This is a genomic window from Paenibacillus brevis (genome assembly GCF_018919145.1).
GTDB classification, from domain to species: domain Bacteria; phylum Bacillota; class Bacilli; order Paenibacillales; family Paenibacillaceae; genus Fontibacillus; species Fontibacillus brevis.
Map to the genome: position 1 here is coordinate 1 of NZ_JAHLQJ010000037.1, position 15,813 is coordinate 15,813.

Annotated in this window: 16 protein-coding genes; 4 read left to right on the top strand and 12 right to left on the bottom strand. The window is 48.5% G+C overall.

The annotated features are described in order from the left end of the window. Positions 1–121: 121 nt before the first annotated feature. Entirely contained in the window at positions 122–778 is a 657-nt protein-coding gene (locus KQJ23_RS23215) for an RsfA family transcriptional regulator (RefSeq protein WP_216481270.1), read from the bottom strand. Between the two features lie 309 nt (positions 779–1,087). Here KQJ23_RS23215 and KQJ23_RS23220 point away from each other — a divergent pair, with 309 nt between their 5' ends. After that, positions 1,088–1,324, top strand: a complete 237-nt coding sequence (locus tag KQJ23_RS23220) for a DUF2626 family protein (protein WP_212942144.1) — start codon at positions 1,088–1,090, stop codon at positions 1,322–1,324. A 159-nt stretch (positions 1,325–1,483) separates the two neighbouring features. Beyond that, entirely contained in the window at positions 1,484–2,560 is a 1,077-nt protein-coding gene (locus KQJ23_RS23225; RefSeq protein WP_249530018.1) for a coiled-coil domain-containing protein, read from the top strand. On the opposite strand, the gene KQJ23_RS23230 is transcribed toward KQJ23_RS23225, so the two are convergent. Together KQJ23_RS23230 and KQJ23_RS23235 are read right to left on the bottom strand one after the other, a co-directional pair. Beyond that, entirely contained in the window at positions 2,555–3,811 is a 1,257-nt protein-coding gene (locus tag KQJ23_RS23230) for an ABC transporter substrate-binding protein (protein WP_216481271.1), read from the bottom strand. The genes KQJ23_RS23225 and KQJ23_RS23230 overlap by 6 nt on opposite strands. Positions 3,812–3,946: 135 nt before the next feature. After that, positions 3,947–5,278 (bottom strand): PhoH family protein, encoded by a 1,332-nt coding sequence (locus KQJ23_RS23235; protein ID WP_216481272.1) that lies wholly within the window; start codon positions 5,276–5,278, stop codon positions 3,947–3,949. 130 nt (positions 5,279–5,408) lie between these two features. Between KQJ23_RS23235 and KQJ23_RS23240 the strand changes: the two genes are divergently transcribed. Beyond that, entirely contained in the window at positions 5,409–6,005 is a 597-nt protein-coding gene (locus KQJ23_RS23240) for a YhcN/YlaJ family sporulation lipoprotein (RefSeq protein WP_249530021.1), read from the top strand. A gap of 37 nt (positions 6,006–6,042) precedes the next feature. Here KQJ23_RS23240 and KQJ23_RS23245 read toward each other — a convergent pair whose 3' ends face one another. The 6 genes from KQJ23_RS23245 to KQJ23_RS23270 form a co-directional block, all read right to left on the bottom strand. Next, positions 6,043–6,495, bottom strand: a complete 453-nt coding sequence (locus KQJ23_RS23245; RefSeq protein ID WP_216481274.1) for a pyridoxamine 5'-phosphate oxidase family protein — start codon at positions 6,493–6,495, stop codon at positions 6,043–6,045. Between the two features lie 76 nt (positions 6,496–6,571). Then, positions 6,572–7,663 carry an LCP family protein gene (locus tag KQJ23_RS23250; RefSeq protein WP_216481275.1) on the bottom strand — a complete coding sequence of 364 codons (1,092 nt, stop codon included), beginning with the start codon at positions 7,661–7,663 and terminating at the stop codon, positions 6,572–6,574. 96 nt (positions 7,664–7,759) lie between these two features. Further along, on the bottom strand, positions 7,760–8,071 hold the full coding sequence (locus KQJ23_RS23255) for a YlaH-like family protein (protein ID WP_216481276.1): 312 nt from the start codon (positions 8,069–8,071) through the stop codon (positions 7,760–7,762). A gap of 38 nt (positions 8,072–8,109) precedes the next feature. Continuing rightward, positions 8,110–9,951 carry a translational GTPase TypA gene (gene typA, locus KQJ23_RS23260; protein ID WP_216481277.1) on the bottom strand — a complete coding sequence of 614 codons (1,842 nt, stop codon included), beginning with the start codon at positions 9,949–9,951 and terminating at the stop codon, positions 8,110–8,112. Between the two features lie 166 nt (positions 9,952–10,117). Beyond that, positions 10,118–10,618, bottom strand: a complete 501-nt coding sequence (locus KQJ23_RS23265) for a hypothetical protein (protein ID WP_216481278.1) — start codon at positions 10,616–10,618, stop codon at positions 10,118–10,120. 138 nt (positions 10,619–10,756) lie between these two features. After that, complete coding sequence (locus KQJ23_RS23270) at positions 10,757–11,416, bottom strand: TerC family protein (protein WP_216481279.1); 660 nt, start codon at positions 11,414–11,416, stop codon at positions 10,757–10,759. Between the two features lie 127 nt (positions 11,417–11,543). Here KQJ23_RS23270 and KQJ23_RS23275 point away from each other — a divergent pair, with 127 nt between their 5' ends. Then, positions 11,544–12,266: a TerC family protein gene (locus KQJ23_RS23275; protein WP_216481280.1), complete on the top strand. Its 723-nt coding sequence runs from the start codon at positions 11,544–11,546 to the stop codon at positions 12,264–12,266. 80 nt (positions 12,267–12,346) lie between these two features. Here KQJ23_RS23275 and thiI read toward each other — a convergent pair whose 3' ends face one another. Genes thiI through KQJ23_RS23290 form a run of 3 tightly spaced genes read right to left on the bottom strand, consistent with a single transcriptional unit; the run spans position 12,347 to position 15,493 of the window. Then, positions 12,347–13,579, bottom strand: coding sequence for a tRNA uracil 4-sulfurtransferase ThiI (gene thiI / locus KQJ23_RS23280; protein WP_216481284.1), 1,233 nt, complete (start codon positions 13,577–13,579; stop codon positions 12,347–12,349). A gap of 5 nt (positions 13,580–13,584) precedes the next feature. Next, a complete protein-coding gene (locus KQJ23_RS23285) occupies positions 13,585–14,733 on the bottom strand; it encodes a cysteine desulfurase family protein (protein ID WP_216481281.1) in 1,149 nt (382 codons plus the stop codon). Between the two features lie 4 nt (positions 14,734–14,737). Next, positions 14,738–15,493, bottom strand: a complete 756-nt coding sequence (locus KQJ23_RS23290) for a lytic transglycosylase domain-containing protein (protein ID WP_216481282.1) — start codon at positions 15,491–15,493, stop codon at positions 14,738–14,740. Between the last annotated feature and the right edge of the window lie 320 nt (positions 15,494–15,813).

Below are 15,813 nucleotides of genomic sequence, written 5' to 3' on the forward strand. Positions count from 1 at the left end.
CCAAAAGCAAACGGCACAGGGGTTATCCCCGTGCCATTTTAAATTTCATTGACTTCTTGGTTTTGAAATTAGCTTAACTTAATGACATTGGTCCGCGGACAGCTCCTTTTGTCGGTTAACCTCATTCAATTCGTTCCAAATTTCCGTTTGCATCCATCTTGAATCGTTTCTTCAGCTCTTCATCTTCCTCATTAAGGAAGGCGAGTCTTCTGGCACGATCCATAATCTGAATCAGCGCCTTGTAATCATCGTTTACGACCCGGTAATCGGTCTGAACCTCGCTAACCTGAGCATTCAAATGCTCATTCTCGACACGCAGCCTGGCGAGCTGTTCTTCTTTTTCCCGGAGCTCTTTCTCCAAGGATTTCATATGACGATTACTCTCAACAATCGTGTTCTTCCATCCGCGCAGGAATCGGATAACAGCATCAATGGAGATCGTCTCTTCACTAACGCCTTCTCCCTTATAACCTCCTGCATCTTCTACTTCCGCCTGAGCCAGAGACGAAATTGCCGGATTCCCCGAGAGAACCCCCTGCTTTTTCATATAGTTCCGCTTCTGCCTCTGTGCTTTGGCGATCCCGATTGCAGCTTCGTATTTTTTGCGGACACAGCTATTCCACCGAAAACCGCAAGCTGCCGCCGTTCTGCCAATTCGCTCACCGACTTCCTCGAAAGCGGTAAGCTGAGTGCTTCCCTCCCGAATGTGGCGCAATGTTACCTCTGCCAGAATCAAATCATCTTCAGCACTCCATGCGTCTTGTCTGACTGCTGCCATGCTATAAAAACCTCCCAACGACTTCCTGATATCACTGTAAAGACTGCTTACTCCATTACTATGCCTCTCATAGAGTTCATAGAATCTATTTGATACTAAAATGTATTTCCAAAATAAACCTTCTCCATACCTTAGGAAGCTCGAACAAGAAATTAGCATCCACGACCACAGTGTGTACAAGAACAAAAATCACAATGAAATTGCAAATTCAAGCATAATTTGTGTCTTTTCATTTACACTTTATATTGTTGAGGGTATAATGAGAAATAGTAAACGGTTACGTTATACATAGGAAAGGGGGCAATATTCTTGGCTCGCATGTTCCGTGTTCTCGGGTTCTTTACCTTGGCAATCGGGTTAATGGCTTTTGCGGGAAACCTCATTGAAATGGCACTGTTGTTCTTTTTGCAGACCGCCTTTTTCGTACTGTTCGGTTATTTGAAATTTACGGAGAGAACCTATATTCTTTTGTTCTGGGGATATATGATTGTTGCTTTTACCGGATTTAGCTACTGGACGATTTTTCAGATGGGTCTTCCCCTCTAATTGCAAGTGTGCAAATACTTTAGCTAAAATTCGCAGACGTTTGGTTATTACGCCAGCGTCTTTTTTTTGCATTTATCTGGAATGAAGAGGACTGATAATTAACTTCCTGTTATCATATATATGAACAAGCAGTTTAAGACAAAAGGGGGCCGATCGGAGTTGAACAGAAACTTTATGGCTATTTTTCTCTCCGTCTTGCTACTGTTTAATCTGCTGCAGACACACCAGATCCATGCCGCCGCGATGTCCGATGAAGAACTTCGCATTTTACAGGACAGTCTGTCTATTATCGAGCTTGACAGAGAGATTGCCAGAATCGAGATCCAGCAGGAAGAAGCGCATCGATCTGCAAATAAATTGCAACTGGAGCTCGAGCAGAAGAACGAACAGATCCATCGAAGCCGTGAGCAAGCCGGAAAACGTCTCGCCGCCTATTATATGGGAGAACGAGAGTCTTTGATGGCTGCCATACTGTCCGTGAACAGCTTGAAGGACTTCTTTGCGGTTATGGACTACTACCAGATCATCGCGGAACGGGATCGTGATATCCTTGATGCCTATAAATCAGAGTACGCCGGAATCAAGGCAACAAAGAAAAAAATAGACAATTTGTCCATCGAACTCGCAGGGATGAAGGAAAACTTGCTTAAACAGAAGGCGCGGATCTCCGAGCTGCAAGATAGCGTTCAGGGTGTCCTGAGCGCCAGCAGCGACCCGGAGAAGCTGGCTGCCCTTATTCGCGAGCTGGGGATGTACTGGGAGAATGTCGGCTTGTACGAGGTTCGTCGTTACTTTCGGGAACTCGCTTCCGCGATGGCGGATTTCCCGGACTTCTTACAGGATCATAAAGAAAGTCTCACTTCGGACAGAAGCGGCTATACCTTGACCGTCCGAGAGGAAGACTTGAACAGCTTTCTGCATGGAAAGAGTCAATTGTTAAAGGACATGTCCTTTCAATTCGAGAACGGGCTCATTATCGCCAAGGGAAAGCGGGATTCGCTGGAACTTCAGCTTGAAGGAAGTTATTCGGTAGAGAATGATCCTGAAAATTGCATCAAATTCCATGTAGAGCGGCTGATTTTTAACGGTTTGGAGCTTCCTGACACCACGCGTAATGAACTGGAGCAAGACTTTGATCTCGGATTTTATCCCAAAAAAATAGTTCCTTTCGTTGAAGCCACCGAAGCGGCTATCAGCGAAGGAACTTTGAAGGTCAAGCTAAAGCTGGGATTATAGATCAGACTTCCATTCCATGAGAAATGCGGATGCATCCTTCTCATTTGCAAGAAATGGCGCAGCAATCTCCGCAAATTTCTGCAGCCATTCCGGAAATCGGATATCTGCGGGAATTAACCCTGAGTTATTGACAAAGGACGCGGGAATCCAGGCAGGCAGACCACCGCGGGTCGATTGATAATATATGGTCTTGAGGACCGGCAGCTTGCCGGTTTCTTCATACCATTGCCGCTGCGCAGACTGATCTGTCATAGCTGCAATCCATTGTCCAGCGGCATCTTTATTGGCTGATTGGGCTGATACGACATAACTTCGTCCATCAATCCACATCCACCCTGCTGTTGGATCGTCAAGGTTCGGGTACACAATATCCATCCCCGCATCCATTAGAGCGGCAACATCACTCCAGCGAACCAGAGCAAACATAGCCTTCCCCTCCATCAGACTGGAGGACAGCTCTTTTAGTTCCGCACCTTCCAGATCGAGAAGCAGATGACGTATCCCTTCGATAGAAAGTACCGCTTGCTCCATCGTATCTTCGGGCAAGAACGCTCCGCCAGTCTTGTCGTCCTCGTCATTGCCGGACAATTGCCACAGCAGAGAGAGCACGGCATAAGGATCACTGAAATCAAGAGCAAACAGATAGGGTATCCCTTGCTTCTCTTCATAGGCTAAGATCAGCTGCTTCCATTTCTTTGCATTATCAGGCAACGATAAGCCAGCGTCCTCAATACGATGCTTATCGACTACCCATACATATGTATCCGCATCCATTGGAACGGACCACATATAACCATTCCATTCTCCAGGGGCCAGAGAAGCAGTTAACAATTCCCCGGTCAATGACCCTGAGTAATAGCTTTCGGTTGGGGACAAAAAACCTTCTGCTGCAAATCGGCGAACCCAGATGTTATTAAGAAGCAGTACATCCGGCGCTTCACCAAGTCTGAGCTCGTTTTGAACAGAAGTATAATCCGATTCATACGGAAAATTCGTCAATTCCACATCAATATCAAGCTCATCTGAAATTTTACTGTTCATTTGCTGGAGTCTGGAAAATTCCGACTCTGTCATTTGAACGGCTACCTTTAATGACTTTGGCTCCTGCTCTGTCTCCAGCGCTTTGGGCTGGGCAGGCTCGAACTCCCCCGTCCGATCAGAATGGGGAGGAGTTGATGTATTGCTGGGTGATAAGTTGATCAAGGCAAGCAAAAGGATGGCAAAAAGGACCCAATGGTTTTTTCGCTTCACACCAGTTCTTCCTCTCCGGATGATAACCCTTTTCCTATTGTAACAACTTTCCCCCTGCTTGTCCTTACAAATCACAACAAAAAAGCTGCCTTTCGGAGAGTATCCGTCAAGGCAGCTTCTTACACAGTCAGAAAGCTACAACAGATCCGCGGCTACCTGTGCCAATTTGGATCTTTCGCCCTTCTCCAGGGTAATATGTCCGCTAATTCCCTGTTCCTTGAAGCGTTCAACCAGATAGGTCAAGCCGTTGCTGACGGAATCCAGATAAGGGTGATCAATCTGCTCCGGATCTCCCATTAGTATAATCTTGCTTCCTTCTCCTACCCGGGAGACGATCGTCTTCACCTCATGCCGGGTCAAATTTTGCGCTTCATCAATAATGATAAACTGCCCAGGGATCGATCTGCCGCGAATATAGGTCAGCGCTTCAACCTGGATACTTCCAAGGCCCATAAGTATCTTGTCAATATCACCCGATTTTTTGGTATCGAATAGATACTCCAAATTGTCGTAGATGGGCTGCATCCACGGACGAAGCTTCTCCTCCTTTTCTCCCGGCAAATAACCGATATCCTTCCCCATAGGCACTACCGGACGGGCAATGAGCAGCTTTTTGTATTTATGGTCATCCTCCACCTTCATCAGGCCCGCCGCAAGCGCAAGGAGCGTCTTGCCCGTCCCTGCCTTGCCCGTAATTGTGACCAGTGGAATATCATCATTCAGCAATAACTCCAGCGCCATTCTTTGTTGAGCATTCCGTGCACTAATCCCCCATACCGGATCATTGCTCAGAAAGAGCGGCTCCAGCCGTGTAGCTTCCTTGTTCACCCTCAGCAGCGCAGATTTCCCTGTCCCCATCTCATCCTTCAGAATTACAAATTCATTCGGATTCAGTGAGTAGGACAGCCCAAGAGGCTTAATCGCCAAGGTGCGGTAGCTATAGAATTCATCAATCACGGAAGGGTGAACTCTGATTGTGACATAACCCGGATAGAGTTCATCCAATCCCGCCGTCCGATCAGACAAGTAATCCTCGGCAGCCAGACCAAGCACATCCGCTTTAACCCGAACCAGCACATCCTTGCTTACCAGAATAACCGAAGCCGGTTGCTCCAGCTCTGCCTGCTCCAGATGATAATTCAAGGCTACCGCCAAAATCCGGTTGTCGTTCGATATCTCACCGAACATCTCCTGAACCTTGAGGAAGCTGCGATGATTCAGTTCCACCTTCAGCGTACCTCCATGCTCAAGAAGAACACCGTCATGAAGATGTCCCTGATCTCTTAATCCGTCAAGCAGCCTCGACACTCTGCGGGCATTGCGCCCGATCTCCTCTGCATTCCGTTTCTTGGAGTCAATTTCTTCAAGCACAATCGCCGGTATGATAACCTCGTGTTCTTCAAATGCGAATAAGGCAGTCGGATCATGCAATAGAACATTGGTATCGAGAACAAAGATTTTTTTCATGGCTATCCCCTCCACAAACATCATGCAGCCTCTAATTCACATACATAGTTTTCTTCCATTCGGGAAAAATGAAGCCAAATCCCGATCGAAAGGATGAACATCCCACATGCGAATATGGCTGTGTTTAGGAATGACGATCTTACTGCTTGCAGGCTGCGGAACCAATTCTAGAACGGCATCACCCTCTCCACAGGATCAAAACAACACGGGTGGATTTAGGACCCAGAGTACCACAGAGAATGTAGAACAAATGAATACAGAAAGCACCATGACAGCAGAGCAGAGACAGATTTATCTGGAAGAACTGGCTCAGCGTGTCCCCGGAGTTAACGGAGCCCATTGCATCATTATGGGAAAGACCGCAATCGTCGGTATTGACGTTGATGCTAAGTTGGAGCGGGCACGTGTCGGCAGCATCAAGTATTCAGTGGCCGAAGCGCTGCGTAAAGATCCCCAGGGTGCCGGCGCCGTGGTTACGGCGGATATCGATATCAATCAGCGACTCGTCGAGATTGGCAACAAAATCAGGGAAGGGCATCCGGTATCCGGCTTTGCAACCGAGCTGGCCGATATGATCGGAAGAATCGTCCCTCAGCTCCCAAGTGATACGGTCCCTCGCACCAAGGATCAAACCGGCAATCAGAAGAACGACAGCTTGGAAATTGCTCCCGGCAGCAACAGCAACAATCAAGACTCTGAGCATTTGTCCGAGCAGCCTCGCGGCTGACAGAATGTCCCAAAATAAAAAGCCCAGCGATAAATCGCTAGGCTTTTTTCATGGCTGAAAATACTTGATTGTCCAACAACTCTGCTGCACGCTGGTCATATACCTTGGCATAAGCCGGCGCAGAAGCAAGCTGCGCTCCGTAGAAAAGCGCATTCCGCACCGCATCGATCTTCAGATCGAAGCAGCACATTTTAAACGGAACGCCCTCAAGAGGATCCTGGACCGTCACAGCCGTTCCATTAATGGCGTAGATGGTATCTTCACCGAACACAGTAATCGTAACTCTTGGCTGAAGCTTGATGTTGTTGACAAGCCTTGAACGATGATCCAATGCAAAGCGAAGGGTGTAATGATCCTGCGCATAGATCCAGGAGATCGCACTGGATGTCGGTCCGCCGGACTCCTGATCGACCGTGCCTAGCAAAACGAAGGTCTCAGACTGAAAGGTTTCGAATAATGCCTCTGATAATTGGGTCACAAGTTCAGACATACAGCCAGCCCTCCATTACATGATCACTGGATTAATTAATTGTATTATACCATGTTCAAAAACTTGCCTTCAATCGTCACTCGCCTGCCGTTTCCTCAGTTGAAGTCTCCGGCTCTATCTGCTTGGTTCCGGCAAGCTCATTTTTGAGCGCTAATTTGGCTTGTTCCAGCTCCGAGTCGTTAAGATAGACGTAAGGACTCTTCCACTCGCCGGTCACCGGCATGAAATCTACATCCTCCTTGGAGATGCTCCAGTAGGCAGAGATCATATTTTTCATCTGTTTGGATTCCAGATCGGTCTCCATATTATCGCCGACAGCCTCAATTACTTTCCCGGCTCCAAGCACACCATTCAAGGATTTAGCCTGTTCAATCAAGCCGTGAAGCACTTCATTCTGGCGCTTATTCCGCGAGAAATCGTCAGAAGCCTTCGTTCTCGGCTTACAATTGGAAGATGTCTTCCGGTAACGAACATATCCAAGGGCATCCTCCCCATTCAGATGTTGGGGACCTTCCTTCAGATTAATATCCGTACCGTCAGCCGTATCGCGGTAGCACATGTCGGCATCCACATTCACGTCAACACCGCCAAGCGCGTCCACAATATCCCTGAATCCTTGGAAGTTCAATACGGTAACATAGTCAATCGGTATATCCATATATTTCCCGAGCATCGTCTTCATTTCATCCTCGGCGGAAACTCCTGATTTCTTCTCGGCAGCCAGAAAGTTCGGATAGAATGCATTGAGCTTATTCGTCTTGTATCCGTCCATCGAGAAACGCGTATCCCGAGGTAAAGATACTACGGTGGCAGATTTCGTATCGGGATTCATCGCAATGATCATCACGACATCGCTCAGATGAGTCCCTGTTTCAGGCCTGTAGTCAGTCCCTAACAAGAGCATTGTAATCGGCTTGACCTTGGCAGATTCCTCAGGAGCCACCTCGACGTCACTGCCTGTCTCTTCAATAACCTTGTCCAGCGTAAGGTACAAATAACCAATATAAGCGCCTACACCAATAATAGCCACGATGATGATGCTTAGAAATATCTTCAGAAATGTTTTTCCTGCTGATTTTTTTCGCTTTTTCGATTTGGAAGCTTTATTAGCGGGAGCATTTCTTTGGCTTTGCCCCCGGGGAGGCAAGCCGCTGTTGGAAGAACTCATGAACCTCAACACCTAATTTCATCTGGAATATGTCACATGAATAAGAACGTTGCAGAAGCCTGCAAGGTTACAGCATGTACCACAGACAGACAAGCATTAGTCCTGCTTGCTCTCAGCTGTTGACGCCGAAAGGGATTCCTTCCGCTTGCGCCGGCCCTCTACAAAATAGCGGATTCGAACCATCAGCATCAGGATAACCGCTACTAACAGGCACTGAATAATCGGCAATTTGTCGATTTGAAAAATAAGCAGAAGGAATGAACCGATTGCCATGATCACATACAGCACGATTTCTTTAAGCAATGGCAGCTTTTGCTGTGCCCGAAAGACCTTGTTGTATACGAAAGCCACCAACACAAAAATGAGAATATACGATATTACCGGATTTTGCGCCAGCCAAGCTTGCATAGCAGATTCCCTCCTTCTCTCACTTGCCTATATTTCCATTATAGATTGGCTTCTGCCATTTTGCGATGTTTTTCGGCACGTTCCCGTTCGCTCTTGTTCAAAATTTTCTTTCTCAAGCGAATAGACTTCGGCGTAATCTCGCAATATTCATCATCATTCAAATATTCCAGCGCCTGTTCCAGCGAGAACAGACGAGGCGTCTTCATCTTCACGGTATCGTCCTTCGTTGCGGAACGAATATTGGTTACCTGCTTCTCCTTACAGATATTCACAACAATATCGTTATCTCTTGTATGCTCGCCGACGATCATCCCTTCATAAATCTCGACCCCCGGTTCCAGGAACAAGATGCCCCGGTCTTCGATCGAAAGAATCCCGTAAAGCGTCGATACACCATTTTCGCTAGATACCAGAACCCCTTCATGACGTCCGCCAACCTGCCCGCCAACTCGAGGTCCATAGCTGTCAAAGGCATGATTCATGACTCCGTAACCCCGTGTCAGTGTAAGAAAATGTGTCGCATATCCGATCAAGCCACGCGCAGGAATCAGAAACTCAAGACGCACTTGGCCTGTTCCGTTATTAATCATGTTCACCATCTCGGCTTTGCGTGCTCCGAGACTCTCCATAACAGCGCCCATGTTTTCTTCTGGGACATCAATCAGCAGACGTTCGATCGGTTCCATCTTGACACCATCAATTTCCTTGATAATTACTTCAGGCTTCGACACTTGCAGCTCATAGCCTTCACGGCGCATATTCTCAATCAGAATACCCAAATGAAGCTCTCCGCGTCCCGATACAATGAAGGCATCCGGGCTATCGGTTTCATCCACACGAAGCGACACATCCGTCTCCAATTCCTTGAACAACCGCTCACGCAGCTTGCGGGAGGTTACCCATTTCCCTTCCCGGCCAGCAAAAGGACTGTTATTTACGAGGAAGGTCATTTGCAGGGTCGGCTCATCAATCTTGAGCACCGGTAAAGCTTCAGGGTGATTCGGATCGGCAATCGTCTCACCGATATTAATGTCCTTGATCCCGGCGATGGCCACAATATCCCCAGCACCGGCTTCTTCGATTTCTACACGACGAAGGCCCTGGAATCCAAATAACTTCTCGATCCGAGCAGACTTCTTACCACCATCGCGCGTCATCACAGTGACAGGCTGTCCTTGACGAATCACACCGCGATTGACGCGTCCGATCGCAATCCGTCCCAGATATTCATTATAATCCATCAAGGTCACAAGAAATTGCAAAGGTTCATCCACGGTTTCAGTAGGTGCGGGAATTTTTTCAATAATGGTCTCATACAGGGCCAACATATTATCGTCCTGTTTCTCAGGATCCAGACTGGAGGTTCCATTCAATGCGGAGGCGTAGACAACCGGGAATTCCAACTGCTCGTCATTTGCTTCCAGCTCGATGAACAAATCAAGTACTTCATCGATAACTTCTGCCGGACGTGCTGCAGGACGGTCGATTTTGTTCACTACGACGATCGGGGTAAGTTGATGCTCAAGTGCTTTGCGGAGTACGAATTTTGTTTGCGGCATGCAGCCTTCATAGGCATCGACCACAAGCAATACGCCATCCACCATTTTCATAATCCGCTCTACCTCGCCGCCAAAATCGGCGTGTCCCGGGGTATCGACAATGTTAATCAGGTAGTCCTTGTAGGTGATCGCTGTGTTCTTAGCCAAAATGGTAATCCCACGTTCACGCTCCAGATCGTTGGAATCCATCGCGCGCTCTTGCAAGGCTTCATTTTCGCGGAAAATTCCGGACTGTTGAAGCAGTTTGTCTACAAGCGTTGTCTTGCCGTGGTCTACGTGAGCAATAATAGCGATATTGCGAATGTTTGTTCTTTCATGCATGGTCTTTTCTCCAAATCCTTTCGTCTCTATATGTGTTTACTGAAAACAGCTAATCTCAGCCTGAATCACCATTAAAACAAGCGCCGGTAGTTTGACATAACCGACGCTTGGACATATCCCTTATATTATACGCAAATCATTGAAAAATTCAATAACTTTCCAAACATCACCAACTTCGGCGCGTATTCCTGCGTCCACGTGCAGCAATCAGCCAGATTCCCGCGACAATCATCAAGACCGCAAGCAAGTAGATAAAAGCCATCGAGAATAAAGTGAAGCCGAATAAAATAAGTGAAACAGCCGTCAGAATCAAGGTGACAATCCATAAGCCGTTATGGCGCGTACCCGACAGCAGTAAATATTCATACAGCCCGGCCGCGATTCCGAGAATGAATCCAGGCCATATATGCTTCATCGTCTGCCAGCCCCAGATAATGGCGATAAAAAACATGATGCTGTAAAGCACAAGCATGGCTCCCGGGACGAGTAATTCTGCCGGTCCTTTCCGCCAAAAATATAGCAAGTGGAGTAACAGGCCCGGGATCAATAACAGAAGCGGCCAGAACGCTCTCCCGAGAAAGCCGAATACGCCAAGCTTACCGAGCAGGATGATGATCCCCGCAGCTAAAATCAGTATCCCTGTTGTTAGTTTGTTGTTGTCGGACATCCCATCACACACCTTCCAGTGGACAATGAGGGACAAGCCGCATCAAAAAACGACATTTCCCTTTGCTTCCAGTTTAGCTGAAAACAGCACAAAAAACCACTCTCAACCCCTGCTCTGAGAATGATTTTTTGAGGGAGATCAGCGCCGCCCGATATTATATTTCCTAATCCAGCCGAACATAATAACCAACACTGCGAGGATGAAGGGAAGCAATTGCGCAAGCGAGGGCAGTAAGGAAGCAAGCAGCCTGCCCATCTTCGGATCATTCATTAGCATTTCACCTGCAGTATAGGCAAGGATTCCGGCTCCCGCATAGTTCAACAACGGTACCTTGTGCAGTAAAGTAGCAATCAGATTACTTCCCCAGATGACGATGGGAATGCTAAGCGCAATACCGATCACAAGAACGGCTACATCGCCTTTTGCCAATGCGGCTATTGCAAGAACATTATCCAGACTCATGACAAAGTCGGCTACAAGAATGACTTGAATTGCCTTCCACAAGGTGCCAGCCTCGCGTGCGTCGCTCACATCATCGTGAGGCATCAGCAGCTTGAAAGCAATCCCGGCCAGCATGAGTCCCCCAGCAGCCTGAATGAACGGAATTTTCAGCAGAACAAGGGCAATCCAGGTGAGGACGCACCGAAGCATGATGGCACCCAACGCTCCCCACCATATAGCACGCTTCCGCTGCTTCGCGGGTAAATCCTTGCTTGCCATAGCAATGACCAGCGCATTATCACCGCTTAGCACCAGATTAATAATCAATATCTCAACTAATAGCAAGAGCTGCTCCAAGCTTATCCCCCCTCGATCATAATTATGAAACAAAGGGTCAAGCTATGCCTGGCAATAATAAAAGGCTGGACAAATGTTGGCATTAGTTTTTTAATACGTTATATACCGAATAAGGAAGTGACATCAATTGGATTTATTTCATGCAACATTCTGGTTCTCTTTACTCAACATCATCTTTATTGATCTGATTCTTGCCGGCGACAACGCGATCGTAATCGGAATGGCTGCTCGTAAGCTCCCGCACACCGTACAGAAAAAAGCAATCATTTACGGGACTGCCGGTGCGGTCATTCTCCGGATCCTGGCAACGCTCGTAGTTGTATGGCTGCTGGGTATTCCTTGGCTGCTTGCCGTCGGCGGCGTCATGCTTATATTTATAGCTTATAAGGTCCTAGCCGATGAGGGCGACCATGATAGCATTGAAGCAAAGGACAAGCTATGGCCTGCAGTCCGAACGATTGTCATTGCGGATGCGGCTATGGGACTCGACAATGTCATTGCTGTTGCAGGCGCGTCGGGGCAGCATACCATTCTTGTCGTAATCGGGCTGCTGATCAGTGTGCCGATCGTTGTTTGGGGAAGCACCATTTTCATTAAGATTTTGGGCAGATTCCCTTGGATTGCCTATATTGGAGCTGCGGTTCTGGCCTATACAGCTTCCCATATGATTACTGAGGAGCCTCATTTCCTCCCCTTCTTTGAAGAGCACGTCTTCCTTCGCATTCTGTTCATCGCCCTCGTGATCGCCGCGGTTCTTATCGCGGGATATCTCAAAAAAGAGAAGCAAAAGAAGATACGGAAAGAAGCCGAGGCCGCTCAACGTTCAAGCTCAAGGCCAGCCACCCGGTAATACAAACCAAATAAAAGGTCAACCGCGAACAAATGCGGTTGACCTTTTACCTATATGACTTACCTATTTCCAATCAACTTTTAAAACCAGTCATCCGAAACAGCTGCAGATTCCTCGCTTTGCCGAACCACTTCTTCATCCGGACGGATGACCAATGTCTCCGTGCCCGTTACCGCAGCTTCGATCAGATTATCCAATCCGGCAATACCAGCTTCGATTCGCTCCACAACCCGCAAGTTTGGGTTTGTAGTAGGCGACTTGGGGACAAAAAGCGTGCAACAATCCTCATAGGGCAAAATCGAAATATCGTACGTGCCGATCTCTCTCGCTTGGCTAATGATTTCCTCTTTATCGCTCATCACAAGCGGGCGCAAGAGCGGAAGATCTGTTACCCTGCCGATTACATTCATGCTTGCCAGCGTCTGGCTTGCCACCTGTCCCAGACTATCACCGGTCACAATAGCCAGTGCTCCGTTGCGCTCCGCAAGCAACGAAGCAATCCGCAGCATGGATCTGCGCATCAGGGTGATCGTCAGGTTTTCCTGTCCAGTTCCTGCAATTGCCGTCTGAATCTCTGTGAATGGAACTAGATGCAACTTGATTTGGCAAGCATAGCGGGACAAGACCTTCGCAAGCTCAATCACTTTCTCCTCAGCCTTCTTGCTTGTAAAAGGGTAGCTATGAAAATGTACACATTCAATTTCCAGCCCCCGCCGCATGGCAGACCAGCCTGCTACCGGGCTGTCGATGCCGCCAGACAACAGCAATAAGCCTTTGCCATTTGTACCCAACGGGAACCCGCCGGCTGCCGGAACCACTTCAGAGTACAGATAGGTGCCTTGTTCCCGGATTTCCGCACGCAATTCCAATTCAGGATTGTGGACGTCTACCTTCAATTGAGGGCAGAGGTGCAGGATCGGGCTGCCGATCAGCCGATTCATTTCCTGGGTGCCGTGGAGGAACTCCTTCCATACCCGCCGGGCACTCACTTTGAATCGCGTCTGACGATCTGTCGGCAGATCGCGAACAAAGAGCTTAGCTGCTTCGATAATATCCTCAAGTCTGGAAGGAACGACAACTACAGGGCTAATCGAGGTTACACCGAAGATGTGCTTCAGGATCGAAATGATCTCATGCGCGGGTTCGCCGTTCAACACGACATAAATCCGGCCATATTCCCTGATAATTTTAACTGCGGGATACTCCTTAAGCAGCACCTTGACATGGGACAGAGCTGCTTTTTCAAAACGGGAGCGGTTCTTCCCTTTAATCGTTATCTCTCCGAAACGGAGCAGAAGCATATCGTAAGCTATCATTTTTAATTCTCTCCCTTTAATCTACGCACGCGGTCCACAGACTTTCCGATTGCCGCGAGCAATTCCTGAATATCACCTGTTGTATGCTCCTCGGATAGACTGATGCGAACGCCGGACTCGGCCTCAGCCTTGCCGGCTCCCATCGCCAGAAGTACCCGGCTGGGCTCGGCTTTCTTAGAAGAGCAGGCCGACTTTGTAGAGACAAGAAATCCTTGCTCTTCCAGCATATGCAGAAACGCCTCAGCCTTCATCCCGGGATACGAGAAATGTACGATGTGCGGAGCTGCAGCCTTACCCGAATGAACGATCAGCTCTGGCCAGGCAGCTAAGCCTTGAATCAGTTGCTTTCGAAGGGCATTTAGCAGATCTGCGCGTTGTTGTTCACCCTCCTTGGCAAGGCGGATCGCCTTTGCCATCCCGACAACGGCCGGGATATTCTCCGTTCCCGGCCGCAGGCTATCCTCCTGCCCGCCGCCGGACATCAGCGGAACAAGCGAAAGGCCTTCCCGCACCATGAGCAGTCCGGCCCCTCTAGGCCCCTTTAGCTTATGTGCAGAAAGGCTATACAAATCAATTCCGCTGTCCATGAGAGACAGCGGAACTTTACCAAAGCCTTGGACACCGTCGACATGAAAAATCACGCGAGGATATTCCTTTTTAAGTCTGCGTCCCAGCTCTTCTACTGGCTGGATGCAGCCTGTTTCATTATTCACATGCATCACGGACAGAAGGACCGTATCCTTGCGTACAGCATCAAGCGCATCCTGTACAGAGATTTGTCCGTTTTTATCCACGGGAAGAAAAGTAACATCCCAGCCCTGCTTCTCTAACTGAACATAGCATTCCCACACTGAGGGATGCTCGATCTGAGTCGTAATCAAATGCCGACCGCGGCCAGTGTACTGCAGCGCTGCTCCCTTTACGGCGAGATTATTGCTCTCAGTGGCTCCGGAAGTAAATACGATCTCTCCGGACTTTACGCCAAGTGCGGCGGCGCATACCTCCCGAGCCTTCATGAGCAGTCTTCCACTCTCCTCTCCAAGCTTATGCAGGGAGGAAGGGTTGCCATAATGAGCGGCCATCACCTCTGCCACGGTTCGCACTACATCCTCATAAGGCGGGGTTGCAGCGGCATGGTCAAAATATTTCATATTCTCAGCTCTCATATTTAGCCCGAGCTGCGGCGATCTTTACAATATACCGTTGAGTCTCGCCCGGCAACAGCTCCAGCTTCTCCATCAATTGCGAATCCCCGGAAATACCGAGCTTGGCAAGCCGTCCCGGTCCTGCGTTATACGCTGCCAGAGCGGTATTCTCATCTCCGCCGAAGCGCTTTAACTGAGCAGCCAGATAACGGGTACCGGCATCGATATTTTGGGCCGGATCAAATGGATCTGTTACTCCAAGTCCCTGGGCCGTACCATCCATCAGTTGCATCAAGCCTTTAGCCCCGGCAGACGATACTGCCTGAGGATTAAAGGAAGACTCCGTCTCAATAACGGCTTTAATCAAGCTGGCAGATACGCCATACTTTTGTGCAGCTTGCATAATGAGCGGCTCTAGTTCCCCGGCAGCTGCCGGGGAACTCATGCTTGACTGGGCGGCAAGCAGTTGACTTAATGCCGCCAACGATTCCGCATCTAATCCGGATAGGCCTTCCCAGGCGCTGTCATCGCTCATCATGCCCGAAGAGAGCATGCTTAGATCTCCAGCTGTCCACGGAACGCTGCTCAAGATATCCTCTTGCCCGGCTGTATCGCCACTCTCTGCTCTCATTAACTCCTGCAATAATATATCAAACAACGAACTGTCGGTTTCTGCTTTTGCGCGGCTTTCCGTATTGCTGAGATCGACAGCGCTTTTCGACTGTGTCTGAATCAGCTGTACCATTGTTCTTGGATCAATTTGCATGACAGTAATTCCTCCATCTTGTTATGGACAAATTCTTATATAACCTTTATTTTACACTTGATCCACCAGCTTGACCAGCCGTAAGTCAATTTCAAATCCGAAATGCAAAAAATCGTGCAAGTGCGCAGCAATACGAGTACACCAACAACCAAAAAAGCCGTCCAATGAAACTGCGTGCTGGGGCAACGTGTGAAGGTTGCTTACGATCGCTGTTGTTCGCTGATTTCCTGGATTGAACTAAGCCATTAAGCTGATTTCCTGGATTGAACTAAGCCATCAAAAGGTAGAAATCCACTCACAAAGGCGACCGCTCCGCTTCT